25 protein-coding genes and 1 tRNA gene are annotated in these 25,187 nt (G+C 70.5%); 20 read left to right on the top strand and 6 right to left on the bottom strand.

The features are described from left to right. The first annotated feature begins 11 nt into the window (after positions 1 to 11). The 3 genes from AB0K52_RS15115 (at position 12) to AB0K52_RS15105 (ending at position 2,184) form a co-directional block, all read left to right on the top strand. Entirely contained in the window at positions 12 to 236 is a 225-nt protein-coding gene (locus tag AB0K52_RS15115; protein ID WP_363531729.1) for a helix-turn-helix domain-containing protein, read from the top strand. Continuing rightward, complete coding sequence (locus AB0K52_RS15110; RefSeq protein WP_363531726.1) at positions 236 to 1,669, top strand: integrase; 1,434 nt, start codon at positions 236 to 238, stop codon at positions 1,667 to 1,669. The genes AB0K52_RS15115 and AB0K52_RS15110 overlap by 1 nt, the downstream gene beginning before the upstream one ends. Positions 1,670 to 1,734: 65 nt before the next feature. Continuing rightward, positions 1,735 to 2,184 carry a hypothetical protein gene (locus AB0K52_RS15105; RefSeq protein ID WP_363531723.1) on the top strand — a complete coding sequence of 150 codons (450 nt, stop codon included), beginning with the start codon at positions 1,735 to 1,737 and terminating at the stop codon, positions 2,182 to 2,184. A gap of 214 nt (positions 2,185 to 2,398) precedes the next feature. On the opposite strand, the gene AB0K52_RS15100 is transcribed toward AB0K52_RS15105, so the two are convergent. Further along, positions 2,399 to 2,471, bottom strand: a tRNA-Arg gene (locus AB0K52_RS15100). A gap of 58 nt (positions 2,472 to 2,529) precedes the next feature. On the opposite strand from AB0K52_RS15100, the gene AB0K52_RS15095 reads away from it, so the two are divergent. The 6 genes from AB0K52_RS15095 to AB0K52_RS15070 all read left to right on the top strand — a co-directional run bounded on the left by AB0K52_RS15095 (position 2,530) and on the right by AB0K52_RS15070 (position 7,321). Next, complete coding sequence (locus AB0K52_RS15095; RefSeq protein ID WP_363531720.1) at positions 2,530 to 3,159, top strand: hypothetical protein; 630 nt, start codon at positions 2,530 to 2,532, stop codon at positions 3,157 to 3,159. 52 nt (positions 3,160 to 3,211) lie between these two features. Further along, the gene (folB, locus tag AB0K52_RS15090) at positions 3,212 to 3,577 is read left to right on the top strand and encodes a dihydroneopterin aldolase (RefSeq protein ID WP_363531718.1); all 366 of its coding nucleotides are present in this window, start codon (positions 3,212 to 3,214) and stop codon (positions 3,575 to 3,577) included. Further along, entirely contained in the window at positions 3,574 to 4,098 is a 525-nt protein-coding gene (folK, locus tag AB0K52_RS15085) for a 2-amino-4-hydroxy-6-hydroxymethyldihydropteridine diphosphokinase (protein ID WP_363531716.1), read from the top strand. The genes folB and folK overlap by 4 nt, the downstream gene beginning before the upstream one ends. Next, complete coding sequence (locus tag AB0K52_RS15080; RefSeq protein WP_363531713.1) at positions 4,091 to 4,651, top strand: DUF3180 domain-containing protein; 561 nt, start codon at positions 4,091 to 4,093, stop codon at positions 4,649 to 4,651. The genes folK and AB0K52_RS15080 overlap by 8 nt, the downstream gene beginning before the upstream one ends. A gap of 68 nt (positions 4,652 to 4,719) precedes the next feature. Next, complete coding sequence (locus AB0K52_RS15075) at positions 4,720 to 5,997, top strand: hypothetical protein (RefSeq protein WP_363531710.1); 1,278 nt, start codon at positions 4,720 to 4,722, stop codon at positions 5,995 to 5,997. Positions 5,998 to 6,019: 22 nt separating this feature from the next. After that, positions 6,020 to 7,321 (top strand): hypothetical protein, encoded by a 1,302-nt coding sequence (locus tag AB0K52_RS15070; RefSeq protein WP_363531707.1) that lies wholly within the window; start codon positions 6,020 to 6,022, stop codon positions 7,319 to 7,321. Positions 7,322 to 7,371: 50 nt separating this feature from the next. Here the strand turns inward: AB0K52_RS15070 and AB0K52_RS15065 are convergent, their stop codons facing one another. Further along, the gene (locus AB0K52_RS15065) at positions 7,372 to 8,022 is read right to left on the bottom strand and encodes a LysE family translocator (RefSeq protein WP_363531704.1); all 651 of its coding nucleotides are present in this window, start codon (positions 8,020 to 8,022) and stop codon (positions 7,372 to 7,374) included. 200 nt (positions 8,023 to 8,222) lie between these two features. Between AB0K52_RS15065 and AB0K52_RS15060 the strand changes: the two genes are divergently transcribed. Continuing rightward, the gene (locus AB0K52_RS15060) at positions 8,223 to 8,627 is read left to right on the top strand and encodes a hypothetical protein (protein ID WP_363531702.1); all 405 of its coding nucleotides are present in this window, start codon (positions 8,223 to 8,225) and stop codon (positions 8,625 to 8,627) included. Positions 8,628 to 8,702: 75 nt separating this feature from the next. On the opposite strand, the gene AB0K52_RS15055 is transcribed toward AB0K52_RS15060, so the two are convergent. Next, a complete protein-coding gene (locus AB0K52_RS15055) occupies positions 8,703 to 9,488 on the bottom strand; it encodes a DeoR/GlpR family DNA-binding transcription regulator (RefSeq protein WP_363531699.1) in 786 nt (261 codons plus the stop codon). Between the two features lie 181 nt (positions 9,489 to 9,669). Between AB0K52_RS15055 and nagA the strand changes: the two genes are divergently transcribed. Further along, the gene (gene nagA, locus AB0K52_RS15050) at positions 9,670 to 10,785 is read left to right on the top strand and encodes an N-acetylglucosamine-6-phosphate deacetylase (protein WP_363531696.1); all 1,116 of its coding nucleotides are present in this window, start codon (positions 9,670 to 9,672) and stop codon (positions 10,783 to 10,785) included. Between the two features lie 54 nt (positions 10,786 to 10,839). Here the strand turns inward: nagA and AB0K52_RS15045 are convergent, their stop codons facing one another. Beyond that, complete coding sequence (locus tag AB0K52_RS15045) at positions 10,840 to 11,514, bottom strand: DUF4190 domain-containing protein (RefSeq protein ID WP_363531694.1); 675 nt, start codon at positions 11,512 to 11,514, stop codon at positions 10,840 to 10,842. A 500-nt stretch (positions 11,515 to 12,014) separates the two neighbouring features. Here AB0K52_RS15045 and AB0K52_RS15040 point away from each other — a divergent pair, with 500 nt between their 5' ends. After that, complete coding sequence (locus AB0K52_RS15040) at positions 12,015 to 12,893, top strand: RDD family protein (RefSeq protein WP_363531691.1); 879 nt, start codon at positions 12,015 to 12,017, stop codon at positions 12,891 to 12,893. Beyond that, positions 12,890 to 13,945, top strand: coding sequence for a histidinol-phosphate transaminase (locus AB0K52_RS15035; protein ID WP_363531688.1), 1,056 nt, complete (start codon positions 12,890 to 12,892; stop codon positions 13,943 to 13,945). Before AB0K52_RS15040 ends, AB0K52_RS15035 begins: the two co-directional genes overlap by 4 nt. 82 nt (positions 13,946 to 14,027) lie before the next feature. Here AB0K52_RS15035 and AB0K52_RS15030 read toward each other — a convergent pair whose 3' ends face one another. Further along, positions 14,028 to 14,366, bottom strand: coding sequence for a transcriptional regulator (locus tag AB0K52_RS15030; protein ID WP_363531685.1), 339 nt, complete (start codon positions 14,364 to 14,366; stop codon positions 14,028 to 14,030). A gap of 237 nt (positions 14,367 to 14,603) precedes the next feature. On the opposite strand from AB0K52_RS15030, the gene AB0K52_RS15025 reads away from it, so the two are divergent. The 7 genes from AB0K52_RS15025 (at position 14,604) to pknB (ending at position 24,641) form a co-directional block, all read left to right on the top strand. Next, entirely contained in the window at positions 14,604 to 15,317 is a 714-nt protein-coding gene (locus tag AB0K52_RS15025) for a DUF3662 and FHA domain-containing protein (protein WP_363531682.1), read from the top strand. A 358-nt stretch (positions 15,318 to 15,675) separates the two neighbouring features. Then, positions 15,676 to 16,161, top strand: a complete 486-nt coding sequence (locus AB0K52_RS15020; protein ID WP_363531679.1) for an FHA domain-containing protein — start codon at positions 15,676 to 15,678, stop codon at positions 16,159 to 16,161. Between the two features lie 71 nt (positions 16,162 to 16,232). Further along, positions 16,233 to 17,498 (top strand): protein phosphatase 2C domain-containing protein, encoded by a 1,266-nt coding sequence (locus AB0K52_RS15015; RefSeq protein ID WP_363531676.1) that lies wholly within the window; start codon positions 16,233 to 16,235, stop codon positions 17,496 to 17,498. Positions 17,499 to 17,649: 151 nt separating this feature from the next. Then, positions 17,650 to 19,644 (top strand): FtsW/RodA/SpoVE family cell cycle protein, encoded by a 1,995-nt coding sequence (locus AB0K52_RS15010; protein ID WP_363531673.1) that lies wholly within the window; start codon positions 17,650 to 17,652, stop codon positions 19,642 to 19,644. Then, positions 19,641 to 21,098 (top strand): penicillin-binding transpeptidase domain-containing protein, encoded by a 1,458-nt coding sequence (locus AB0K52_RS15005; RefSeq protein WP_363531670.1) that lies wholly within the window; start codon positions 19,641 to 19,643, stop codon positions 21,096 to 21,098. Before AB0K52_RS15010 ends, AB0K52_RS15005 begins: the two co-directional genes overlap by 4 nt. Positions 21,099 to 21,349: 251 nt before the next feature. After that, positions 21,350 to 22,654 carry a serine/threonine-protein kinase gene (locus AB0K52_RS15000; RefSeq protein WP_363531668.1) on the top strand — a complete coding sequence of 435 codons (1,305 nt, stop codon included), beginning with the start codon at positions 21,350 to 21,352 and terminating at the stop codon, positions 22,652 to 22,654. A gap of 70 nt (positions 22,655 to 22,724) precedes the next feature. Next, complete coding sequence (gene pknB, locus AB0K52_RS14995) at positions 22,725 to 24,641, top strand: Stk1 family PASTA domain-containing Ser/Thr kinase (protein ID WP_363531665.1); 1,917 nt, start codon at positions 22,725 to 22,727, stop codon at positions 24,639 to 24,641. A 147-nt stretch (positions 24,642 to 24,788) separates the two neighbouring features. Here the strand turns inward: pknB and AB0K52_RS14990 are convergent, their stop codons facing one another. Next, positions 24,789 to 25,136 (bottom strand): hypothetical protein, encoded by a 348-nt coding sequence (locus AB0K52_RS14990; protein ID WP_363531662.1) that lies wholly within the window; start codon positions 25,134 to 25,136, stop codon positions 24,789 to 24,791. Positions 25,137 to 25,187: the final 51 nt, after the last annotated feature.

The following is a 25,187-nucleotide window of genomic DNA, read 5'->3' as shown; positions in this document are numbered from 1 at the left end:
GGAAGTTAAGCATGTCACGCTCGACCGTTCATCCGACACTCTCGCGCCACAGCTCCACCAACCTCATGACCCTCCAGGATGTCTACGAGGAGCTCGAGATCTCGAAGTCGACCTGGAACGACTGGAAGAACAAGGGCCGCGCACCCAAGCACTTCAAGCTGCCGAACGGCCAGGTCCGCATCCGCCGTGCCGACTTCGACAAGTGGCTCGACCAGCTCGCCGAGGTGAGTGCCTGATGCGATGGAGCAGGAAGGTGACCTTCTGGGACCACGAAGTCACCAAGCGGCAGAAGGGCAAGACCTACACCGTTCGCTGGACCGTGGGAGGGCAGAAGCAGCGCCAGCCGCTGCACGGCAAGGCCGCCGCAGACGCCCGCAAGGCCGAGCTGATGGTCGCCTACGCCAGCGGCGAGCGCTTCGACATCGACAGCGGCCTCCCCGAATCCGAGCTCCGGCGGGAGACCGCCATGAGCTGGTACGCGGCGACGATCCAGTTCACGGAAGCCCACTGGCCCCACGTCGGGAGCCGACAGCGCCAGAGCATTGCCGAGGGCCTGAGCGAAGCGACGCTCGCCGTACTAAAGAAAGGAAAGCAGCCGCCGAAGGACGACGAGATCCGCGCGGCACTCCGGAAGTGGGCGTACGCGGACAGGATCCAAGGCGACGAGCTTCCCGAGGATCACAAGGAGACCGTCGCCTGGCTCGAGGAGAACACGGTCGACATGGCGGCCTTCGACGACGACCAGACCGGCCCCGCTCTTGCACGCGGCATCCTCGAAGCCCTGAGCCGCAAGAAAGATGGCAAGGCTGCCGCCGCGAACTACGCCAATCGGCGACGCACCACGGCGAACAAGTTCTTCGAGTACGCAGTCGAACTCCGGCTGCTTCGAACCAACCCGCTGAAAGGCGTGACTATGCGACGGGAAAAGAGCGACGACTCCATCGACCCTGCGGTCGTTCCGAACTCGGAGCAGCTCAGCCGACTGCTCGCCGAGGTCGCCGGGCACGGCAAGCTGGGGGAGCGGCTGGTCGCGTTCTTCGCGACCATGGCCTACGCCGGTCTCCGGCCCGAGGAAGCCATCGCGCTGCACCTCGAGAACGTCTACCTGCCAACGGAAGTGGACAAGGACCACCCCGATTACGGCAAGCAGTTCGGCGAGTTCCGGCTCAAGCGCGCCGACACGCACGCACCGACGCGCTTCAACGACGACCGGACCAAACGCCGTAGCCGCCGGCGCCTCAAGCACCGTGCCGAGAAGGCCGTGCGCCTCGTGCCGATCGAACCGAGGCTGCTCACGATCCTGCGCCGCCACATCGCCGAGTTCGGCTTCGGCCCGGGCGACCGACTCTTCGTCGGACCGCAGAACGGCGTCCTCTCCCCTGACCGCATCGGCAGGGTCTGGCGAAAGATCCGCCCCGATGCGCTGACCGATGAGGAGCTGCAACGCGGCATGGCGGCCGTGCCGTACAACCTCAGGCACGCCTGCGTCTCGAGCTGGCTCGCCGCCGGCATCGAGGTCGCCCAGGTTGCCGAGTGGGCCGGGCACAGCATCGAGACCCTGCTGCGCATCTACGCGAAGTGCATCGACGGGAGCGCGCAGCGCGCTAGGAGGCGCCTGCTGCAGGCCCTCGCCGAGGAGGAGGGAAATTCGATCGAGCTCGACAAGTAGAGCGTTCCCGCCGATGACGAAAGGAATTCGGACATTATTGAGAGGAACAGCCCCTTGGAGGCAGCATGAACTGGGTGGCCGTAGGTTGGGACGCTAACAACGTTAGGTACTTCCTGAACGGTGAAGGCGTCAAGACTCTCGAGTTTAAGGGCGTTACGACGTTCAATCATCCCGGCCTTGCTTGGGGCGTAGTAGAAGAGGAGCTGACGCAGGCTTGGGCTCCGAACAGGCCAGGTATCGGGCCAGATCCGGTGCCTCCTGCGGTAGCCCGCGCGAAGGCTTCAGAGCTGGGTGAGTGGATTGCTGTCTTCACGGATCCCGACCGCGGGGAGCAATACGTCATACGTGCTGATCTGCCCGGATTCCTCACCGAAGACATCGAGCAAGCTCAGCGGTACCCGATCGAGGAGGACGCCCTGGCTCTTGCCTCGATGTACGTTCGAGGAATCGTGGTAGAGGGTCGGATGTGGCAACCTCCCGGGATCGCCAGCATCTCCGCGAGGAGGATTGACTAGGCGAGCCTTCCCCACATGGAACATGCCTTGTTCTTGCAGGTGGACGCGGATGAGACGGGCTCCGATGAATCTGACCATATTCTGACCGGCGGGCCGGAATCGGCCGTCCAGAGCCGGACTCAACCGGACCAGACCTTGAACAACACGAACGGCCCTTGACCGGGAAATCCCTGGTCAGGGGCCGTTTTGGCTGGTGTATGTCGCATGTTGAAAGTGCCCCCGGCAGGATTCGAACCTGCGACGCACGGTTTAGGAAACCGACGCTCTATCCCCTGAGCTACGGGGGCGCGAGAGCCGAGTCTAGCCGATCCGCGAGCCCGTGCCGCTGACCGGTAGTTTGGAACCGTGCCTCCCACCCCCTTCTGGCGCCCCGACAAGCTCACCGTCGTAGCCCGGTTCCTCCAGTTCAAACTGCGGCTCCCGGTCATCATCGCCGTGTGCGCCTCCGTGCCCGCCGTCTTCCTCACCCTCGGCACCGACGGCCAGATGGCCTTGGCGGGCAAGGTGATCGGCTGGGCCGCCGGGATCGTGCTGTGGGCCGAGTCCGTCATCCTCCTCCTCGCCGCCGAACGCAAGCGCGAATGGCTCTGGCGCCACAAGTGGATGCTCCTCGTCTGCCTCCTCACCCTCGTCAGCCTCGTCCTGGCCGCCGGCGGCGCCCAGGTGCTGCGCCTCGCCACCCTCGTCGGCTCCATCCGCGTCCTGCGCGCCAAGCGCATCTTCAACGCCGCCCAGGTCCTCGGCCGCCGCTTCGGCGTCGCCGGCGGCTGGCGCTCCTGGCTCGTCATGTGCATCGGCGGCGTCGCCGCCCTCTTCACCGCCCTCGTCCTCGTCGACCCCACCTCCCAGTACCTCGAACTCCTCACCTGGCTCGAAGGCAACCTCCGCCTCATTCCGATCCTCGCCGCCGGCGTCATCCTCGCCGTCGCCACCTGGCTCGTCGTCCGCGTCAGAGAGGACGACGAGCCCGAATAGCCCCGTATCGTCCTTCCTCGACGCGCCCGCCGCTTCGAGTAGGCTCGGGCGCGTGGATACCGACCTGATCACCTTGACCGGCCTGCGGGTGCACGGACGCCACGGCGTCTTCGACCACGAACGGGAAGCCGGGCAGGACTTCTTCGTCGACGTCTCCCTGCGCACCAGCACGACCGAAGCCGCCGCCAGCGACGACCTCAAGCACACCGTCGACTACGGCGCGCTCGCCGACACCCTCGCCGACATCGTCTCCGGCGAACCCGTCAACCTCATCGAGACCCTCGCCGAACGCCTCGCCGACGCCTGCCTCGCCCTCGACCGCGTCAGCTCCGCCCGCGTCACCGTCCACAAGCCGCAGGCTCCCATCGCCCAGCACTTCACGGACGTCTCCGTCACCATCGAAAGGCCCCAGCGATGACCCGAGTCGTCTTCTCCATGGGCTCCAACCTCGGCGACCGCGAAGCCGCGCTCACCGCCGCCATCGCCGCCGTCGACCCCGAAGCCGTCTCCGACGTCTACGAGACCCCGCCCTGGGGCGGCGACGACGAGCAGCCCACCTACTACAACATCGCCGTCATCGCGAACGACCCGAGCCGCACCGCCGACGACTGGCTCGCCCTCGGCCAGCGCCTCGAAGCCGAGGCCGGACGCGTCCGCGACCCCGAGCGCCCCTACGGCCCCCGCACCCTCGACGTCGATCTCATCGCCGTCACCGACGACGACGGCACCCCCGTCCACTCCGACGAGCCCCGCCTCCAGCTGCCCCACCCGCTCGCCCATCTGCGCGCGTTCGTGCTGGTCCCGTGGTTCGCGATCGACCGCGACGCCGAGCTCCCCGGCAAGGGCCGAGTGAGGGAGCTGCTACGCGACGAGTCCGTCGCGGCGGACGCGCGCGCACTCCGCAGGCTCCACCCGATATGGTCGGAGCATCATGAGTAGTGACGACGGGCACCATCCGAAGCCGAGCCTCAAGCCGACCGCGCCGTCCACCCTCGCGGTGGTGGCGTTGGCCGGGGCCGCGCTGACGCTGCTCCTCGTCGCCCGCTACTACCAGCAGGCCCCCGAACTGGCCTGGTACAACTCCGTGGTCCTGTTCGCACTGGCGGTACTGCTGGCGTGGATGGCCTGGACCACGCGCAAGACCCTGCGCCCCAGCCGGAGGCAGACCCAGACGGCGAGCGCGGGCGGCCTGTCGTCCCGCGAGCCGGGCAGGCTGGAGGGTCCGGAGCACGCGCTCCAGATCGCCCGCTACGCGGTGCTGGCGAAGGCCGCTTCGATCGCCGGCTCGCTCTTCTTCGGCGCCTACCTGGGGTTCACCGTGTGGCTCGCGGTCCAGTCGGGCCGCCTGACCGCCGCAGCCGACGACCTGCCCAAGGCGGTCGCCGGCACCCTCGCGTGCGCCGCGCTCACCGCGGCCGCGCTCTGGCTCGAGCACTCCTGCCGCATCCCCCCGCAGGACGACGAGCAGGACGAGTCCCCGTCCCGTCCCTGACCGACCGATCCCGATTGCCGACCCATCCCCGATATTCCCCATATTTCGCGCGTTTTGAGGTGCGACCCATGAAGTTTGACCCCCCCAGTCGTGAAGAGACGACACTCATCAGAACCGACGCAGGGAAGTCGGCGCCGTCGGGCGACGACGAGGCCGCGTCCGACCGCATGGCCGTCCACGTGGTCTGGGAGATCGGCCTGCTGCTCCTCGCGGGCGGCGTCCTGTTCGCGGTCTCCCAGACCGACGGCGCCGGGTCCTGGACGGACCTGTTCGCGGCCCTCGCCTCCATCGTGATGCTCGCTTCGGCGATGGCCGTGTCCCTGCGCGTGGGCGCGGTCAACCTGGCCGTCGGCCCGATCGCGCTGCTCGCGGCGTGGATGTTCGTGGACGCCTCCGGGTCGGGTGCGGTCATGGCGCTCGGCGTGGGCCTCGGCGTGGCCGCGTTCGTCGGCATCGTCCTGGCGACCCTGACGGCGTGGCTGCGCGCCCCCGGCTGGGCCGCGAGCGGCGCGGTCGGCGGCGCGATCGGCCTGTGGGCCGGTTCCGCGGGCGACCCTTCGACGTTCATGCTCTCCGGTCTGCCGGGCACCGGTGTCCTTGCGGCCCTGGGCGGTGCCGTGGGCGTGTCCCTGTTCTTCGGCTTCGTCGGCGCGTTCTCGGGCGTGCGCAAGCGGCTCGCGCCGATCCGGGAGACCCCGGCGGGGGAGCCGCACGGACGCGGCGGGCTCGTGTTCTTCGGCGTGCTGCTCTCTTCGACGCTCGCGGGCGCCGCGGGCGTGGTCACGGCCTGGACCGGCGTTCCCGAGGGCGGCGCGGCCGCGCTGCCGGACCCGATCCTGCTCACCGTGGTCGCGCTCGGCGCGGCGCTCGTCGGCGGCACGAGCCTCATGGGCCGGCGCGGCGGGGTGTGCGGCACCGTGTTCGCCGCCGCGCTCGTGCTGGGCCTGATGTGGCTCGCCGAGGGCCGCGGCTGGTCGTTCGACCCGAGCTGGATCGCCTTGGGCGCCATCGTCGCCGGGTTCCTGGTGACGCGCCTCGTCGAGGTCATGAACACCGCCGACGAGAACGAGACGGCCTCCACCCGCCGCGCCGGGTCCGTCGCCGACCTGCGCGAGGACGACCCGCCGGCCGAGCGCGAGCGCACCGAGGCGCTCGACGATTTCGACGAGGACTTCGCCGGACTCGGTTCGGGCCGCGACCCGTGGACGAACACGGGCGGCATGCGCACCACCGGCGGCATCCCCAAGCAGGGCGCGGCCGCCGACCCCTTCGGCGCCTCCGGCGTCTTCGACGACCTGCGCGACTCGCCCCGCGACGGCTTCGGCTCCCCGCGCCACGGCCGCTGATCCCCCCATAAAGGACAGACGCATGACGTACATCCCCCCGGAGCGCGACGAGAGCGCCCTCGACCAGACCCGCCAGCTCGAGTTCACGCCGCCGCCGCTCGCTCCCGGCGCCGGCCTGGCGGCCACCGGCGACGGCGGGCCCGTCGACCCGTTCGCGGGCCAGGGTCCCGAGGCCGTCGCGCACGTCGAACCCGCGGCGCCGCGCGACCGGGTGGTCTTCCAGTTCATCTGGGAGGCGATCCTGTTGCTGCTGACCTTGAACGCGCTGTTCCTGGTCTACCGCCGCCGGGACGCCCTGTTCGGCGACGAGTTCGACGGCCTCGCCGACGCCCTCAGCCGCCACGCCCTGCACTTGACGCCGATCCTGCTGGCGGCCTTGGCGATCGGGCTGTCGCTGCGGCTCGGGGCGGTGAACCTGGCCGCTCCGGCGCTCGCGTTCGTCATCACGGTCGCCCGGCCGTTCGAGGCGAACGTGTGGATCTACATGGCGTACGTGGCGGGCGCCGCGGCCGTGGCCGGCCTGCTCTATGTGCTGCTCGTGGCCGCGTTCCGGGTCCCGGCCTGGTTCGCGGGCCTCGCGATCGGCGTCGTGGTCGTGGCGGCCCTCCCGGTCACCTACCGCCTCGCCGATCCCGGCGACGTCGTCACGCTGCCGGGGCCGCCGAACGGCCTGTACCTGCTCGGCGGCGCGGCCGTCCTGGCGGTCGCGGGCGGCCTCATCGGCCTCGCTCCCGGCGTCCGCGACGGCTTGAGCGCGGTCAAGCGCCTCGCCGACGGGGAAGGCGAGCGCTCCGCCTCGGCAGTGTTCCTGCTGCTGGGCGGCACGGTCCTGTCGATGCTGCTCGCGGCGGCCTCGGGGTACGTGTCGTACATGTACGCGCTCGGCCCGATCGAGGGGCAGCACACGCTGAACTTCGGCCCGTACGCCGACCTCGCCGTCGCGGTCGAGCCGCAGCTGCTCGCCTTCGCGATCGCGCTCCTCGCCGGTACCAGCCTGTGGGGGCGCCGCGGCGGCGTCTTCGGCGGCGTCCTCACCGCGGTCGCGGTGTGGGCGGGCCTGGTCCTGTGGGGCCGGGTCGTGGCCGACGCGGGGGAGGGCTCCTGGCAGGCCGACTACTCCCAGGCGATCTACGCCGGGATCCTCCTGGTGGCCCTGTTCGTCTCGTTCGCCCTCGACCGCCTCGGCCGTCCTAAGGAGACGATCGAGCCGGACGACGGGATCTACACGCAGGAGATGCGCCCGTTCGAACCGACGACCGGCACCCCCGAGGGCACCGGCCTGTTCGACCCCACCCTCCCGGACGCGACCGCGCCGCAGCGCTAGGACGCAAGGAGAACGGCCGGCAGCACTCGTGCTGCCGGCCGTTCCCGTCGCTATGGCAGCGCGGTCGCCGGACGGGACTTGCCGAGCGCCAGGTGGAAGGCGAGCCCGGCGAGGACCGTGCCCATGAAGTACCGCTGCGTCCTGAGCCAGAGGGGCCGCCTGCCGAGGAACGCGGCGATGGTGCCGGCGCCGAAGACGAAGAGGCCGTTGAAGGTCACGCCGATCGCGATCTGCACCAGGCCCAGGATGAGGCTCTGGACCGCGACCGGCCCGCTCGCCGGGTCGATGAACTGGGGGAGCAGCGAGACGTAGATGATGGCGATCTTCGGGTTGAGCAGGCTCGTGACCAGGCCCATCGTGAACAGTCTGCGGTGCGAGTCCGCCGCGAGCGCCTTCGGCGCGAACGCCGAGGCGCCGCCGGGCTTGAACGCCTGCCAGGCCAGCCACAGCAGGTAGGCCGCCCCGGCGATCTTCAAAGCCGTGTACAGGACCGGCACGAGCACGAAGATCGCGCTGAGCCCCGCGGCGGCCGCCACGAGGTAGACGGAGAACCCGGCGGCGACGCCGAGGAGCGAGACGTAGCCGGCGCGGCGGCCTTGCGCGATGGTCCGCGACACCAGGTAGATCATGTTCGGTCCGGGGGTGAGGACCATGCCCAGTGCGACGAGCCCGATCCCCGCGATCGCGGTCCACTCGACCATCGCCGCCTCCTCCGCCTTCGCCCGATCGACTCCGATTACAACGTGCGCACGCGGTTCGGGCCACCGGCTTTCCCGCCCCTTGAGAGCCGCGCCCGTGTCAGGCGGGCTGACAGGTCGGCGTCAGGACGGTGCAAGCCGGGCCGCCCATAGTTGCGTCATCGACGAGGAACACCTCACCGGAACGAAAACGGAGCACGACGATGACCATCGACCTCACCGCCCAGGACAAGACCACCCTCCGCACCGCCGCCTTCGGCGCCGTCACCCTCCTCGCCTACGCGGCGAGCCCGGCCTCGGCCCACAAAGTCTCCACGGACGGCACGCTCTCCTTCGCCGCGGCCACCGGCGCCGTCGGCCACGCGCTCGCCTCCAAGAAGCGGGACTTCAAGCTCGACGTGAAGTCCAGTGCGGCCCTCGCCGACCAGGTCCTCCCGGCCCTCGCCCACTCGGTGCGCCTGCTCGGCGCGCACGACCCGAAGGAGGCGGCGAACTTCCAGGCCGCCATCACCACCGCGGTCGCCGCCGCCGATCGCGCCCACAAGGGCGAGCCGAGCCCGGGCATGACCGCCATGGCCGAGAAGATCGCCCAGGCCCTGCAGGCCTGAGTCGCAAGCAGTGCTCACGCCGCCGTACCGGGACCCGGTGCGGCGGCGCAACCGCGTCCCAGGACCCGGAGCCCGCTAGACGACGATGACGCGGATGCCCGCCTCCTCGAAGCCGCGCAGTTGCTCGGGCGGGGCGTTGCCGTCGGTGACGAGCGTGTGGACCCGCTCGGTGGGGCAGATGCGGGCGAAGGCGTGGCCGCCGATCTTGGAGCCGTCGGCGATGACCACGACTTTGCGCGCGCGGGCGGCCATGAGGGCGTTGATGGCCGCTTCGCCCTCGTGGTGGCTGGTCGCGCCGAGCTTCATGTCGATGGCGTCGACGCCGAGGAACGCGATGTCGAGCGTGATCTCGCGGAGGATCGGCGCCGCGAGCGGGCCGATGAGCTCGTACGACTGGGGCCGCACGACGCCGCCGACGACCACGACCTTGAGGTGCGGCCGCACGATGAGCTCGTTCGCGATGTTGAGCGCGTTGGTGACGATCGTCAGCCCGGTCGAGCCGGGGGTCGCGACCAGGTCGGTGCGGGTGGCGAGGGCGCGCGCGACCTCGGTGATGGTGGTGCCGCCGTTGAGGGCGATCACCTGGCCGGGGCTGACGAGTCCGGCCGCGGCGGTGCCGATGCGGTGCTTCTCCTCGACGTGCCGGGCGGTCTTGTAGCGCAGCGGGAGGTCGTAGGAGATGCCGCCCGCGACGGCGCCGCCGCGGGTGCGGGTGATCATCTGCTGCTGGGAGAGCTGGTCGAAGTCGCGGCGGATCGTCGCCTGCGAGACGCCGAGCCGTTCGGCCGCTTCCTCCACTGTGATGCGTCCGGTCTCTGCGAGGATCTCCAGCAGGGTGTTCCACCGGGCATAGCGGTCCACGTCGCTCCTCGTCGTTCGAAAGTACTGGGTCGGGACCGCGGCGGGCCGCCGCGGCTGCGCGATAGTGTTCGTTGTACGTCTTCTGGCGCTCGGGCGGTGCTCAAGTCATGCTCGGGCGCTCACGATCATTGTGCCGCACCGGGGTGGGCCCATACACGCCGGATCGATTGGAAGGAGCGCCTTGGACGGCGTCTTGCTGCCGGCCGTGGGCCGCATCGTCACCCCTGACGGGATCGTCAACGGGACCCTGGTGGTCGACGGCGACCGGTTCGAGGGCATCCTCGAGCGCGACGGCGAGCCGAGCGGCTGGGTCCTGCCCGGGTTCGTGGACGTCCACTGCCACGGCGGCGGGGGCTTCTCGCTGGCGAACGGCGACCCGGAGTCGGCGCGCGGGGCCGCGGCCTTCCACGCCTCGCGGGGTACCACCACCCTGGTCGCCTCCCTCGTCTCGTCCACGCACGGCTTCCTCCTGGACGCGACGCGGGCGCTGCAACCGCTGGTCGCGGACGGGACGCTCGCGGGCGTCCACTACGAGGGGCCTTATATCTCCGCCGCGAAGTGCGGCGCGCACCGCGTCGAGGTGCTGCGCGACCCCGACCTGGCCGAGCTCACCGAGCTCATCGAGGCCGGCGGCGGCGCGGTCAAGATGGTGACCATCGCGCCCGAGCTGCACGGCGCGCTCGAGGCCATCGAGTTCCTGGACCAGCGCGGGGTCGTGCCCGCGATCGGGCACACGAACGCCAGCTACGAGCAGACCGCGGCCGGGATCGACGCGGGCGCGCAGGCCGCGACGCACCTGTTCAACGCGATGCGGGCGTTCAACCACCGCGAACCGGGCCCGATCCCGGCGCTGCTCGACGACGAGCGGATCTTTTCCGAGATCGTCGCCGACCCGGTCCACCTGCACCCGGGCACCATGCGCTTCGCGTTCGACACCTCGCTGCCGGCGTGGACGCTCCTGGTCTCCGATGCCATGGACGCCGCGGGCCTGAGCGACGGCCGGTACCTCCTCGGCCGCCACGAGGTCGAGGTCAACGACGGGGTCGCCACCGTCGCGGGCACCGACATCATCGCCGGGTCGACGATCACGCTCCTGGACGCGTTCCGCAACGCGGTCCGCCTGGCCGGGCAGTCGGTCGAGGCCGCCTCCCAGATGGCGTCCGCGACGCCCGCGGAACTGCTGGGGCTCAACGATGTCGGCGCGATCGAGGCCGGGAGGTACGCCGACGCCGTGGTCCTGGACGACGACTTCAACCTCGTGTCGGTGATGCGCCGCGGCGCCTGGCTCCAGGTCTGAGTGCGCGAGAACGGGCCGGGCGCTGCGTGCGCCCGGCCCGTTCTCGTTGCGCCGCTACAGCATCGGCGCCGCGTCGTAGTACATCGAGCCGCTGTTCGCGCCGATGATGACGTAGATCAGGCAGAACGTGAAGAACGAGACGATGCCCAGCACCAGTCCGGTGATGGCGATCGGCTTGTTCGTGGCGACCCCCTTGTTCGCGCGCGCCCAGCCGACCGCTCCGAACACGATCGCGAGCACCCCGAGCGGCCACGTGAACGTGTTGACGACCGGGATGAACGACAGGACGATCGCGACGATGCCGCAGACCAGCGCCGCCGTGCCGAGCCCGTTGCGCGGCTGCTGGCCCCGCAGCGGCCCGTCGGCGTTGTAGGCCGGAGGCGGCGGTGGCGGCGGCGGTACCGCGCCGCCCGCGTACGGGCTGTACCCGCCCCCGGCGGGCGACGGCCCGCCCGGTCCCGCGCCGGGCGGTGGGGGCGCCGGCGGGATGCCGCCGAACGGCTTGTCGGAGGGCGCCCGCGGCGACTCCCCGGGGGTCTCCCCGTGCGTCGGGTGCGGGACGCCTTCGGGTCTCGCGCCCGGCGGGCTCCAGCCCGGTTCGGGCCCGGACGGGGCCGGACCCGGCTGATTGCCCGAGAACGGGGTCCCGCCCTCCTCGGTCTCTTTGCCCCGTTCCGGTTCGGGCGGTTCGGGTTCGGGCGGCCCCGGGGTCGGCGGGTACGTCGTCATGGCGGCCTCCTCGGCTGGTGCGGGCGCGCGGCCCTGATGTCCCGCAAGGTAGACCAGATCCCCCGGTTCCGTGGCGAATCAAGGGAACCGGCGGCCCGCGGGGCCGAGGCGGCGCCCTTTCGAGAACTCTGCTCGGATTTTTTGCGGTTAGGGGTTTACTACCCGTCAGTAGACGGGTAGAAATGAGTTACGGATCCGGAAGGACTTCCCGGGGACATGGTCTCCGCAGATCGGAAGGATTCGTGCACCGCCGCCGAGCACCCACGTGCGACCTGAGCCGTCGGGAGGCACAGCGGGACCAGCCACCTAGGGGCCAGTCACCGCTATAAAAGACTTCACGCTTGGTAACTCGGTCGGAAGTGCAGCTTGTTGCGAGCGGCCCAGTCGAGGCAGTAACCGACTGGGCCGTGTCGTTGTCTTCAGAACGTCTCCCGAGGCCCGAACGGGCTGTGGCCGAACTGACTGGGAATGTCGGGACGAGGCTGCAAGAATGGGCCTCGATGACCACGATCGAACCCGGCTGGTACCCGGACCCCGCCGATCCGGCGACGCAGCGCTACTGGGACGGCGGCGCCTGGGTCGGCAAGCCCGTCCCCGCCGACGCCGAGCCCCCCGCCGAACCCGAGCCGGTCGATCCCGAACCGGAACCCCTCCCCGCCCGACCCTCCACACCGGACCCGGTCGTCCAGACCCTCCCCGCCGACCGCCGCTACGGCGACGGCCCGCCGCCGCGCGTCATCCAGCGCGTCCCCGGCGCCGTGCAGCCCCCTGACACGATCCCGATCCGCTCCCTCGGCGTCACCGTCGGATGGATCACCCGCGGCGACGTCAGCCGCATCCTCGGCGGCCGCGTCCTCGCCCACCCGGGCCAGCGCTTCGTCGCACGGCTGGTCGACCTGCTGTGCATGCTGGCGCTCAACGCGGTCGTCAACGGCTACTTCATCTACCAGACGATGCAGACGTTCTGGCCGTACTTCCTCGACGCCGTCGCCGCCACCAACCCCGAGGACGTCGAGGTCCCCTCGCGTCTCTCCGACCAGCTCTGGGTGGTGCTCCTCATCGCCCTCGGCCTGTGGTTCGCCTACGAGGTCCCGGCGACCCTGAACACCGGCCAGACCCTCGGCAAGAAGCTCATGGGCATCAAGGTCGTCTCGCTCGCGCCCGTGAACCTCGGCTGGGGCCGGCTCCTGCTGCGGTGGTCGTACTTCGCGCTCCCGCTCATCTGCTTCCCCTTCGGCGCGGTCCTGTGGATCCTCGACGGGATATGGTGCATCCGAGACCAACCCTTCCGCCAATGCCTCCACGACAAATCCCCTGGCACCGCCGTCGTCGAGGTGGGCAGCGAGAAGGCCGACCCTGACAAGGAGCCCTCACGATGAGCGATCCTCTGCGTGAAGACCTCGCATCCATCCCCCGCTACGTTCCCGGCAAGGCGATCCCTGACGCCGTGAAGATCTCCAGCAACGAGGTGCCGTACGGCCCGCTCCCCGGCGTGGTCGAAGCGATCGCGGAAGCGGCCGAGAACGTCCACCGCTACCCCGACCTCGGCGTCGTCGAACTCCGCGGCGTCCTCGCGGAGCGGCTCGGTCTGCCGGTCGAGCGCATCGTCACCGGCACCGGCTCGGTCGCCCTCATCGGCCACCTCATGCAGGCCGTCGCCAGACCCGGCAGCGAGGTCGTCTACTCCTGGCGCTCCTTCGAGGCCTACCCCATCGCGGCCACGGTCGCCGGACTCACGAGCGTCCAGGTGCCCAACACGCCCGACCACCGGCACGACATCGACGCGATGCTCGCCGCCGTCACGCCCGCCACGCGCGCGATCGTGATCTGCAGCCCCAACAACCCGACCGGCCCCGCCGTCCACGCCGATGAGCTCGACCGGGTCTTCGCCACCGTCCCGGAGGACGTGCTCGTCGTGATCGACGAGGCCTACCGCGAGTTCGTGACCGACCCGGCCTGCCCGGACGCGATCGAACGCTACGCCGACCGGCCGAACGCCGTCGTCTTCCGCACCTTCTCCAAGGCCTGGGGCCTGGCCGGGCTCCGCGTGGGCTACATGGTCGCCCGGCCCGACGTGGCCGACGCCGTGAGCCGGTGCGTGATCCCCTTCGCCGTCAACACGGCCGCGCAGCGGGCGGCGCTAGCGGCGCTCCGAGCGGAAGGCGAGATGCGCCGCCGGGTCGCGCTGGTGACCTCCGAGCGCAAGCGGACCGTCACGGCCGCAAGGGAATTCGTGCCGGACGTGCCCGACACGCAGGCGAACTTCTTCTGGCTGCCCCTGGGCGAGCGCGCGGTCGAGTTCGCCGCGCACTGCGAGGCGCGGTCGATCCTGGTGCGGCCCTTCGCGGGCGACGGGGTGCGCGTCACCATCGGCCTGCCCGAGGAGAACGACGCGGTGCTCGAAGCGCTGCGCGCGTTCATCGAGGGGTAAAACGAATGCGCGGCAACGGAACCCGCTGCCGCCGCATGAAAGCTCGAAGAGTCCGGGCGCCCCACCGGCGCCCGGCTCCGGTCTACTTGCCCGAGGAGCGCTCGTTCTCGGAGACGAACGCGTCGTACATCTCGGCGAGGGTCTGCTTCTGCTTCGAGGTCAGCTCGCGGTCCGTGGCGATGGCCAGCGGCGTCGCGGAGCCGTTCTCGGGGGCGAGGTTCGCCCGCAGGTACATGATCGGCGTGGTCACCCGCAGCGCCAGCGCCAGCTGCCGCAGCACCGCGCCACTGGGCCGGCGCACACCGCGCTCGCCCTGGAGGTAGGGGTTGGAGACCCCGGCGGAGTCGGAGAGCTCACGAGTCGCGACGTGAGCGCGTTTGCGCACGTCCCGGACGAATGAGCTGAAGTCGCGATCTGTCACCCGCGTCACCCTACGCGCCTTCGCCCGGGACCGCCACCCGCCCCTGCCTGGCCACCCCGTCATTCGGTACCACCGGATGACAGGGCACTCACCCGATCGGCGGATATGAATCCGACTCGCGGAAGGGTTGCGTCTCAACCCCTCGCCGTCGCTGGAAGCCAGCCGATACCATCGGGGGACGACGCGGCTATTCACGGGAGCGTCACGGTCCGGATGGTCTGACGAGGAGGAGAACCGGTGAGCGTTCTGCAACGCTTGGAGAAACAACTGGAGGGCCTGTTCGAGGGCACCTTCAACAAGATGTTCAAGGGCGTTGTGCACCCGGTCGAGATCGCCAGCGCCATGCAGCGCGAGGCGGAGACCCACAAGGCGGTCCTCGCCGGCGGGCGCGTGCTGGTGCCGAACCGCTACGTCATCGACCTCTCGCCCCCCGACCACGACCGCCTCGCCCCGTACGCGGCGGCGCTGGCGCAGGAGCTGGCCCAGTCCCAGGCCGAGTTCATCGGCGAGAACGGCTGGACCGTGTACGGCGACGTCATCGTCGAGATCGAGCGCGGCGAAGGCCTCGACACCGGCATGTTCCGGGTGACCGCCGAGGTCGCGGCCTTGAACGAGGGCATGGACCAGCCGGTCTCCGGCGGCGGCTACGGTCCCGCGCACCCGCAGGCCCCGACCGGCCCGGTGCTGGTGACGGCTGACGGCCGCCAGTTCACGGTCGCCCACGGCGCCACCATCATCGGCCGCGGCGAGCAGGCCCAGATCCGCCTCCCCGACGTCGGCATCTCCCGCCGCCACGTGCGCGTCGACTTCGACGGCCGCCAGGTCTCGGTCACCGACCTCGGCTCGACCAACGGCACCCTGGTCAACGGCCAGCGCATCGCCACGGTCTCCATGCAGCCCGGCGACGTCATCCAGATCGGCACCACTTCCCTTACGCTGCAGGCGGGTTGACGTCAGCACCCGTGACGCCCCGGTCCATCGGGCCGGGGCCGCGTGCTTTCAGGGAGGCCCGAGGTCCGCTGTGGACCGGGCGGGCCGCCCGAGAGAAGATCGGGGCTGCGGCCCGCTCGTCGCAAGTACCGCTCCGCAGAGCTCCGCTCCGAGTACCAGCTCCTCACGGGTCTTGTCGGATTTCCACTCGAACGGCCCCTGCGGCCCGGTGGCCGACCGGTGCGGGGCGGTTGGAAAGCGCTGGGCCCCATGCCGGTAGCGGTGGGATGACCGGCTGGGTCCGGCGGCTCGTCTGTGCGCCCGCGCCACCGTGGGCTAACGTGTCTGGGACCGATCGTTCATTCGCTGGGAGCGCCGAATGCCTGAGATAGTCCAGACCGTCGCCCGGTTCGGGTTCCTCGTGCTGCTGTGGCTGTTCGTGTTCGCCGCCGCGCGGACGATCACCCGGGACCTCCTCGCGCAGCGCCGCCCGGCCGCCGCCGGCCCGGCCGCCGGACCGGTCTCGGCCCCGCCCGCCGCGGGCGGCCGCGGGGCGCGCCCCCAGGCCGCGCAGGCGGCGCAGTGGCTGGTGGTGACCACCGGTGAGCTCCAGGGGCGCCGGTTCGTGCTCTCCGGCCAGCCCATTTCGATCGGCCGCGCCGCCGACTCCACGATCGTCATCCGCGACGACTTCGCCTCCAACCGGCACGCCCGCGTGCGCCCCCAGGACGGCCAGTGGGTCGTCGAGGACCTGGGCTCCACGAACGGCACCTACCTGGGGCGCGCTAGAGTCACTGCACCCACGCCGGTCCCGCTCGGGGTGCCCATCCGGATCGGGCGTTCCTCCTTCGAGCTGCGCCCCTAGCAGCGCGCGGAACGAGAGACGGCGATGTCGACATCGAACAGCGGGCGTGCCCGCGCTACGGCGGTTGATTCATGAGTTTGCACCTGCGATACGCGGCCATCTCCGACCGCGGGGTGGTGAGGCAAGGCAACCAGGACTCGGTGTTCGCCGGGTCCCACTTCATCGCCGTGGCCGACGGCATGGGCGGCATGGCCGCCGGTGACCTCGCCTCGGCCATCGTCATCAACACCGTCGCCCGGCTGGACGTGCCCCCGCCCCCGGACTCGGTCGTCGACGAGCTCGCCGACGCCGTCGCCGACGCGAACCGCGCCATCCGCCGCCAGGTCGCCGACGACCCGCAGAAGGAGGGCATGGGCACCACGCTCACGGCCCTGTGGTTCGACGGCGAGTGGTTCAACCTCGTGCACATCGGCGACTCCCGCGCCTACCGGCTGCGCGAGGGCGGCTTCGAGCAGATCACCGTCGACGACACGTACGTGCAGATGCTCGTCGACGAAGGCCGGATCACCGCCGAGGAGGCCGAGCGGCACCCGCAGCGGTCCCTGCTGCTGCGCGCGCTCGGCGCGGCCGAGGTCGAGCCGGCGTTCCAGACCATCAAGGGCGTCCCGGGCGACCGCCTGGTCCTGTGCTCGGACGGCCTGTCCGGCCCCGTCTCGGACGCCGACATCGCCCGCACCCTGCAGAACGCGGTGACGCCGCAGGAGGCGGCCGAGACCCTGGTGCAGCAGGCGCTCGACGCAGGGGCGCCCGACAACGTGACGGTGCTCGTCGCCGACGTCGTCGCCGACGACCCGGGGGAGCAGCGCCAGATCATCGGCGGCGCGGCCGCCGACGCGCGCCTGGCCGAGTCCGACACGGCCGTCCTGCGCGCCGTGAAGGAGACCGACGAGTCGGAGGGCGGCGACGGCGAGTCGGAGACGACCGAGCCGCAGCCGAAGGCCCGCAAGAAGGGCCGGGTGTGGCGCACCGTCCTGGCCTGCCTCATCGTGCTGGCGCTCGTCGCGGGCGGCGGCGTGTGGTGGGCGCGCACGCAGTACTTCATCGGCGTCTCAGAGGCGGGCACCATCAGCCTCTACCGAGGCCTCCCTTTTGAGGTGGCGGGTTACCGGATCGCGTGGCTCGACACGGACTCCGGTCGGCCCGCCGAGGACGCCGTGGACTCGGTCGAGTCCGACCTCGAGAACGGGATCAGGGTCGACGGCGGCACCGCCGCCGAGGACGAGCTGAGCGCCCTGGTCGACCCCGCCGCCGGGAACGAGAACCTGGACCCGCTGTGCGCCGCCGCCGGCGAGACCGAGGCGCAGCCGGCGGCCTCCCAGGACTGCCGCGAGGACTGAACGTGGACCGACCGGGCGGTGGCGGACCCGCGCGCGTGCGGCGCGCCCGGGTCTGCGGCGCTGCCGCGCGGTGCGGGCGCGACCGGTCCGGTGGGCGCAAAAGGACTGCCGCGACGACCGAGCGCGGCCGATATAGGCTCACAACGCATTCTTGACTGAGACGCAAGGGGAACTGATGGCCCAGCCGATGTCGGCGACCGCCCGGCCGGTCGGACCGTCCGAGCCGCCGCTCACTCCGCTGACGGGCATGCCCAAGCGCGTCTTCCGCGAGATCGTCATGCTCGTCATGGGCGGCGTGGCGGTGCTCCTGTTCCAGGTCACCATCGACGTGGCCCTCACCGAGACCACCACCCCGGTGACCTTCCTGCTGCCGCTGCTCATCTTCATCGTGTCGATGTGCGCGTGGACCGCCGTCAAATTCCTGGCCCCGTACGCCGACCCGCTGTTCGTGCCGATCGCGGCCTTCCTCACCGGCATCGGCATCGTCTACATCCGGCGCATCGACCGCACCGCCATCACCGACGAACCGCTGCCCGCCGACGCGGGCGTCTTCGCCGGCCAGGGCGGGCGGCAGCTCATGTACTACATCGCCGGCGTGGTCCTGCTGACCGTGTTCCTCGCGGTGGTGCGCAACCACCGGATCCTGCGCGGTTACGCGTACATCCTGCTGTTCGCGGGCATCTTCCTGGCGGCGATCCCGGGCTTCCTGCCGTACTCGATCTCCGGCTCGGGCGGCTCGAAGAACTGGATCCGCCTCGGCAGCTTCTCGGTGCAGCCCAGCGAGTTCGCGAAGCTGATGCTGCTGATCTTCTTCGCGGTGTACCTGGTGCGCAAGCGGGACATGCTCTCGGTGGCGGGCAAGAAGATCCTGGGCCTGCAGCTGCCGCGCATGAAGGACCTCGGCCCGATCGTCATCGTCTGGGCCGCCAGCCTCGTCATCCTCGTCATGGAGCGCGACCTCGGCACCTCGCTGCTCCTGTTCAGCATCTTCCTCTCCATGCTGTACATGGCGACGCGCCGCGCCTCGTGGATCATCATCGGTCTGACGATGTTCATCGGCGGCTGCATCGCCATCTACCCGTTCTTCAGCCACCTGCAGACGCGCGTCGCGATCTGGCTCGACCCCTGGGCCTACGTCGGCGATCCCGAGAACGACTCGTACCAGCTCGTGCAGGGCCTGGTCGCGCTCAACTCCGGGGGCCTGCTGGGGAACGGGCCCGGCTCGGGCAACCCGAACCGCATCCCCGCCTCCGAGTCCGACTTCATCCTCGCCGCGATCGGCGAGGAGACCGGGCTGATCGGCCTCATCGCCATCCTGCTGCTGTACGCGATCCTCGTGCAGCGCGGGTTCAAGACCGGCATCATGTCGCGCGACCTGTTCGGCTCGCTCATGGCCGGCGGCCTGGCGTTCCTGCTCGCGTTCCAGCTGTTCGTGGTGTTCGGCGGCGTCACCGGGCTCATCCCGATGACCGGCCAGACCACGACGTTCCTCGCCGCGGGCGGCTCCTCGCTCGTCGGCTCGTGGCTGCTCATCGGGCTGTTCGCGCGCGTCTCCGACGACGCCCGCAAGCCGTGGCAGGCCTCGTTCGGCCTGCAGAAGACCGAGGCCCCGCCGGAGTTCCTCGCCGAGCAGGCCGCCAAGCGCGCCGCCGAGGAGGCCGCGAAGGCCGAGGCGGCCGGGGTCATGGACTCCGGGCCGATCCCCGGCGGCGACCAGCCGACCGAGCTCATCATCCCCGGGCACCTGCAGGGCGGCGGCCCGACCAAGGGCACCATGGAAGAGGACGTGCTCAGCCCGCCTCCTGGCGGCCCGGTCTCCGGCCCGCCCGTGTCCGGCCCGCCCGGCACCCCGCCCATGTCGCCGCCTCCGGGCGGCCCGACCGGCCGGCCCGGCGATCCGACCGCCCGCGGCCCGCAGTACCCGCCGCAGACCCCGCCGCCTCCGCCCGGCTCGGCCTACGGTTCGCCCCCGCCGCCCCCGGGCTCGGCGTACGGCGCGCCCACACCGCCGCCCCCGGGCAACACGACGCGCCCGGCCCCGCAGACGCCGCCACCGCCGCCGGCCTCCGCGTTCGACAGTCCTTACAGCAGCCGGCCGCAGCCCCCGAACGGCGGCGACGACCAGAGGAAGGAAGGCGGCGAATGAACCCGGCCATCCGGCGCACCGGCGTCCTGGCGCTGATCCTCCTGGGCGCCCTCATCGTCCAGTCCACGTGGGTGGGGTTCTTCCACCACGACGACTACCAGGGGCAGCTCGACGGCCGCAGCATCGTCGCCGAGTACTCGGTCCCGCGCGGCCAGATCCTCGCCGGGGACCTCGTCATCGCCCAGTCGGTCCCCACCGACGGCGGCGACTACGGTTACAAGCGCGACTACCCCGAGGGCGACTACTTCGGGAACATCACCGGCTTCAAGTCCCTCCGCTACGGGTCGTCCAACCTCGAGTACAGCGAGAACGACCTGCTGAACGGCACCAGCTCCCTCGTCGCCTTCGACGATTTCTGGGCCACGATCCTCAAGGAGCGCAAGGTCGGCGGCAACGTCGTCACGACCGTCGACCCCGACCTGCAGAAGATGGCCTACGACGCGATCGCCGACGCCGACGTCCAGGGCGGCGCCGTCGTGATCGACCCGCGCACCGGCAAGATCCTCGCCCAGGCCTCCTACCCGGGCTGGAACCCGACCGAGGTCTCCTCCAACAAAGGCGAGACCTCCGAGGCCGCGATGGTAGCGCTCGAGGAGAGCGGCGACATGCTCGACCTCACCCGCCAGGATTTCTTCCCGCCGGGCTCGACCTTCAAGACCATCGTCGCCGCCGCGTACATCGAGGCCGGCGGCAAGGCCAGCGACATGGTCCCGGCCGGGAACGGCTACACCGCCCCCGACACGAACCACGAGATCACGAACTCCTCGGACCAGTGCCCCAATGCGGAGTACACCCTCGAAGAGGCCTTCGAGAAGTCGTGCAACACGACCTTCGCGAAGCTGTGCGTCGAGGAGCTGAGCGTCGAGCAGATCACCGACATGGCCGAGGCGTTCGGCTTCGGCGAGTCCTACGAGACGCCGCTGTCCACGGTGCCGTCGCAGACCGGCGACCTCTCCGAGGAGGCCTTCCGCGCGCAGGCCTGCATCGGCCAGCAGGAGGTCAAGGAGACGGTCCTGCAGAACGCGGTCATCGCCGCCACCATCGCCAACGGCGGCGAGCGCATGGCCCCGCAGATCGTCTCCGAGCTCACCGACTCCGAGGGCAACACCGTCCAGAAGTTCGCCGAGGACGACTTGGGCCGCGCGATCGACCTCGACACCGCCCAGGAGCTGCAGATCCTCATGGAGGCCGTGGTCGAGAACGGCACCGGCCGGACCGCGCAGATCGACGGCTACACCGTCGGCGGCAAGACCGGCACCGCCGAGCACTCCGAGGACGGCGAGAACCCCGACCCCGACCACGGCTGGTTCCACGGCTGGGCCATGGGCGAGGACGGCGAACCCGCCGTCGCCGTCTGCGTGTTCCTCGACTCCTACGGCGAGGGGGCCTCGGCCAAGGCCGCCGAGATCTCCGGAGACCTCATGCAGCAGGTCCTCGAAGGGGCGGAGGAATGACCGCGTAGGTGCGGCCCGGTTGCGGCGAAGACACAGTTTCCTCACGATCCCCTGACACGGCAACCGAACGGCGCGCCGTCGCGTGGATCTTCGGAGAGGTCGGGGCCGAGGTGTCGCGCGGCAGTGCCGCCGAGCGACGGGCCTGGTGCAAGGCGGCCTGCCAGTAGACTGAAGCGTCGATCCCCCGGAGCTGATCGGCCCGGATGCCCGTTCCGCCGACAGCTGCTACTGAACCGAAGTGAGGAGACGCCGTGTTGAGCCCCGAAATGCTGCTCGGGCAACGCTATCGCCTGCGCGAGCGCATTGCCGTAGGCGGCATGGGCGAGGTCTGGCGGGCCGAGGACACCGTGCTCGAACGCACGGTGGCCGTGAAGGCGATGCTCCCCGCGCTCCTCAGCGAGCCCGGTTTCGCCAAGCGATTCGCCGCCGAGGCCAAGACTGTGGCCGCCCTCACCCACCCCCACATCGTCAACGTCCACGACTTCGGCAACGCCGACCTGCCCAGCGGCGAGACCACCGCCTACCTGGTGATGGAGTTCATCGAAGGCAAGTCCCTCGCCGACCTCATCGCCGAGCGCGGCCGCCTCGACGCCCGCGAGCTCATGCCGATCATCGCCGCCACCGCCGAAGCCCTCCAGCAGGCCCACGAGCGCGGCATCATCCACCGCGACATCAAGCCCGGCAACATCCTCGTGCGCGACCGGGACGGCCAGGCCGTCCTCACCGACTTCGGCATCGCCCGCTCCGGCGCGTCCGGCGACCTCACCGCCACCGGCTCGGTCATGGGCACCGCCTCCTATATCGCCCCTGAGCAGGCCGAGGGCACCGGCGTCCTGCCCGCCTCCGACATGTACTCGCTCGGCGTCGTGGCCTTCCACGGCCTCACCGGGCACCGGCCGTTCCAGGCCGAGAACCCCATCGAGCTCGCGCTCCACCACGTGCGCACCCCGCCGCCCCCGCTCCCGCCGGACATCCCGGCCGGCGTGCGGGCCTTCGTCGAACGCTCCCTGGTCAAGAACCCCCACCAGCGGTTCGCCAGCGCCACCGAGATGGCCGCGCTCGCGCGCGTCGCCGTCGACGCCGACCCGATGTCGACCTCGGTCATGCCCCCGGTCGGCCAGCTTCCGCGCCGCGCCGGCGTGGTCAGCATGGGCGGCCCGCCCGCGAGCGTCGCCGCCCCGGCGACCGCGGCCCCGCACCTCCCTCCCGGCGGCCAGGTCCCGCCGGGCTCGACGCCTCCCGGGGTCGAGCTGGGAGCCGCACCGCCGCCCCCGGCGTCCAACCCGGCGAAGCGCCCGGTGATCATGGCGGTCGCCGGTGCGGCCGCGCTGGTCCTGGTGGGCGGTATCGTGTGGCTGCTGATCGCGTTGAACGGCATCGGCACCCCATCGGGCGGCGACGGCGGCGAGTCCGAGAACCCGGTCGATCAGAGCTCGAACGAGGAGACCGCGCCCGAGGACGCGACCAGCGAGGCCGAGGAGCCGGACCAGGAGACCAGCCGGGGCACGGGAGTCGGGGACTGCATGCCCGGCAACCCCGACTGCGACGACCAATAGCGGGCTTTCGGGCCTGTTGTAGCGATTAGAATCAAGCCGCGATGAACGGAACACGAGGACGTAAAACGCGATGACGACAGAGCCCCGCCTCCTAGGCGGCAGATACGAGATCGGCGAGGTCGTCGGCTACGGGGGGATGGCTGAAGTCCACCGTGGCCGGGACCTCCGACTCGGCCGCGACGTGGCGGTGAAGCTGCTGCGGGCCGACCTCTCTCGCGACGAGTCGTTCCTCATCCGCTTCCAGCGCGAGGCGCAGAACTCGGCGTCCCTCAACCACCCGAACATCGTCGCGGTCTTCGACACCGGCGAGGACGCCGGCATCCCCTACATGGTGATGGAGTTCGTCAACGGCCGGACCCTCAAAGAGGTCCTGCTCGCCGAGGGCCGGTTCGACCCGGCGACGGCGTGCGAGGTCGTGGCCGACATGTGCTCGGCCCTGGACTTCAGCCACAAGCACCACATCATCCACCGGGACGTCAAGCCCGGCAACGTGATGCTCTCGGACACCAACCAGGTCAAGGTCATGGACTTCGGCATCGCGCGCGCGCTCGCGAGCGGCCAGGCGACCATGACCCAGACCAGCGCGGTGATCGGCACCGCGCAGTACCTCTCGCCCGAGCAGGCGCGCGGAGAGACCGTGGACGCCCGCTCGGACGTGTACGCGGTCGGCTGCGTCCTCTACGAACTGCTCGTGGGGCACCCGCCGTTCACCGGCGACAACCCCGTCTCCGTCGCCTACCAGCATGTGCGGGAAGAGGCCCGTCCGCCTTCGGAGCTGAACCCGAACGTGCCGGACTCGGTCGACGCCGTGATCATGAAGGCGCTCGCGAAGAACCCCGAGAACCGGTACCACTCGGCCGGGGAGATGCGCGAGGACCTCATCCGCGCCGCCCGCGGCCAGGCCGTCCACGCGCCCGCCGTGATGAGCGCGGGCGACCGCACCCAGCTCCTCGCCGGCGGCGCCGACTCGACGGCCCCGATCACGCCGATCGCGACCTCCTCGAGCAAGCGCCGCCCGTGGCTGATCGCCCTGGGGGTGATCCTCGCGCTCGTCGCCGTGACGGCGGCGTCGTGGGGGATCATGCAGGCGATGGACGCCTCGGCGAAGGTCAACGTGCCGAACGTCGTAGGCCAGCTCCAGGCGGACGCCGAGAAGACGCTCAAGGACGACGGCTTCGATGTGACCGTCAAGCAGGTCGCGGCGACCGACCCCAAGGACACGAACATCGGGTACGTCACCGATCAGACCCCCGATGCGAACGCCGAGGTCGACGAGGGCGACTCGGTCGAGATCACCGTCATGATCGCGCCGGAGAACGTCAAAGTGGAAGACGTCGTGGGCGACGACGAGGCCGAGGCGAGATCGAAGCTCGAGGCCCAGAACCTCACGGTCAAGGTGGTCCAGCAGGAGAGCCCCGAGCCTTCCGGCGAGGTGCTGACGCAGGACCCGAAGGCCGGAACCGAGGTCCCGCCGACCACTGAGATCACGCTGACCGTCTCGGCGGGCGGCCAGGCCACGGTGCCGAACGTCAAGGGCATGACCGTCGAACTGGCGACCAGCACGCTCACCGAAGCCGGCTTCACCCCCGAGGTGGAGTACGGCAACGAAGGCGATCAGGTCGACGTCGTCTACGAACAGGACCAGGGTGAGGGCTCGACCCTGGCCGAGGGTTCGACGGTGGTCATCACCGCCCAAGGCGTGGTGATCACCTGGGACGCCACGACGACCCCGGCCGACCTCCAGACGACACTGCAGAACCTCAACCTCACCGTCAACATCGAGGGCGACCCGGCAGCCGAGACCATCGAGTCGGTCACCAACGAAGACGGCCAGATCACCAGCGGCATGGCCGTCGCCCCCGGCTCCACGGTGACCATCACCGCCGCCGAGGACAACGGCGGCGGAGGCGGCGACGACGAGACCTCAGAGTCCCCGTCCGAGACCTGTCCCGCGCTCGATCCGAGCTGCAACAACGGCAACAACTAGCGATTGAACGAGCGAGTGCCCGGCCGCGAAGCGGCCGGGCACTCGCTCGTTCAATCGTCGTCCCGAAGGTCCCAGACCAGCGCGCCATCGGCTTCGTTGGGCATCCCGGGTGGCCAACACGGCGCGATCGGCGGATCTACGCTCTCGCTACGAGTCGTCTTCGCTGCTGGCGACTTCTGAGGCGTCTACGAGGCCGATCCCGATCGATGCCCATATCGCGGCGTTGTCGCCATCGTCGTCATCTGGGGGCATGTCTCCTGGACTCACGGACGGAAAGTAGCCCGACCACATCAACAGCGGTTCGCCCTCGTACCCGGACGGTACGCGTGTTTCGATGCTCACCGGCCGACCCTCGACGTAATGGGGTGGCCGAAGGCCAAGGCTAATGGCGTACTGGCCTAGCTCGTCGCTGCCAAGCTCGTGGGACTTCTTTTTGAGGTCGGCGAGCTGTTCGGGGTCGGTGGTAACTACCCACGCTTCGTAGCCGTCACTCACGCCTTTCTTGTCTCCCGGTTTGCTACCCGTTGCCGTCGCCGGCATCCCCGG

It is taken from the genome of Glycomyces sp. NPDC049804, from assembly GCF_040674615.1.
Taxonomy (GTDB): Bacteria; Actinomycetota; Actinomycetes; order Mycobacteriales; family Micromonosporaceae; genus Glycomyces; species Glycomyces niveus.
Note: the sequence above shows the minus strand (reverse complement) of the source record. Positions and strands in the feature narration are given on the sequence as shown.

What these genes read in the sequence shown, in the direction of transcription:
- AB0K52_RS15115 (WP_363531729.1), top strand. Translation starts at nt 12, where the DNA reads ATGTCACGCTCGACCGTTCATCCGACACTCTCGCGCCACAGCTCCACC.
- AB0K52_RS15110 (WP_363531726.1), top strand. Translation starts at nt 236, where the DNA reads ATGCGATGGAGCAGGAAGGTGACCTTCTGGGACCACGAAGTCACCAAG.
- AB0K52_RS15105 (WP_363531723.1), top strand. Translation starts at nt 1,735, where the DNA reads ATGAACTGGGTGGCCGTAGGTTGGGACGCTAACAACGTTAGGTACTTC.
- folK (WP_363531716.1), top strand. Translation starts at nt 3,574, where the DNA reads ATGACCCGAGTCGTCTTCTCCATGGGCTCCAACCTCGGCGACCGCGAA.
- AB0K52_RS15080 (WP_363531713.1), top strand. Translation starts at nt 4,091, where the DNA reads ATGAGTAGTGACGACGGGCACCATCCGAAGCCGAGCCTCAAGCCGACC.
- AB0K52_RS15075 (WP_363531710.1), top strand. Translation starts at nt 4,720, where the DNA reads ATGAAGTTTGACCCCCCCAGTCGTGAAGAGACGACACTCATCAGAACC.
- AB0K52_RS15070 (WP_363531707.1), top strand. Translation starts at nt 6,020, where the DNA reads ATGACGTACATCCCCCCGGAGCGCGACGAGAGCGCCCTCGACCAGACC.
- AB0K52_RS15065 (WP_363531704.1), bottom strand. Translation starts at nt 8,022, where the DNA reads ATGGTCGAGTGGACCGCGATCGCGGGGATCGGGCTCGTCGCACTGGGC.
- AB0K52_RS15060 (WP_363531702.1), top strand. Translation starts at nt 8,223, where the DNA reads ATGACCATCGACCTCACCGCCCAGGACAAGACCACCCTCCGCACCGCC.
- AB0K52_RS15045 (WP_363531694.1), bottom strand. Translation starts at nt 11,514, where the DNA reads ATGACGACGTACCCGCCGACCCCGGGGCCGCCCGAACCCGAACCGCCC.
- AB0K52_RS15040 (WP_363531691.1), top strand. Translation starts at nt 12,015, where the DNA reads ATGACCACGATCGAACCCGGCTGGTACCCGGACCCCGCCGATCCGGCG.
- AB0K52_RS15035 (WP_363531688.1), top strand. Translation starts at nt 12,890, where the DNA reads ATGAGCGATCCTCTGCGTGAAGACCTCGCATCCATCCCCCGCTACGTT.
- AB0K52_RS15020 (WP_363531679.1), top strand. Translation starts at nt 15,676, where the DNA reads ATGCCTGAGATAGTCCAGACCGTCGCCCGGTTCGGGTTCCTCGTGCTG.
- AB0K52_RS15015 (WP_363531676.1), top strand. Translation starts at nt 16,233, where the DNA reads ATGAGTTTGCACCTGCGATACGCGGCCATCTCCGACCGCGGGGTGGTG.
- AB0K52_RS15005 (WP_363531670.1), top strand. Translation starts at nt 19,641, where the DNA reads ATGAACCCGGCCATCCGGCGCACCGGCGTCCTGGCGCTGATCCTCCTG.
- pknB (WP_363531665.1), top strand. Translation starts at nt 22,725, where the DNA reads ATGACGACAGAGCCCCGCCTCCTAGGCGGCAGATACGAGATCGGCGAG.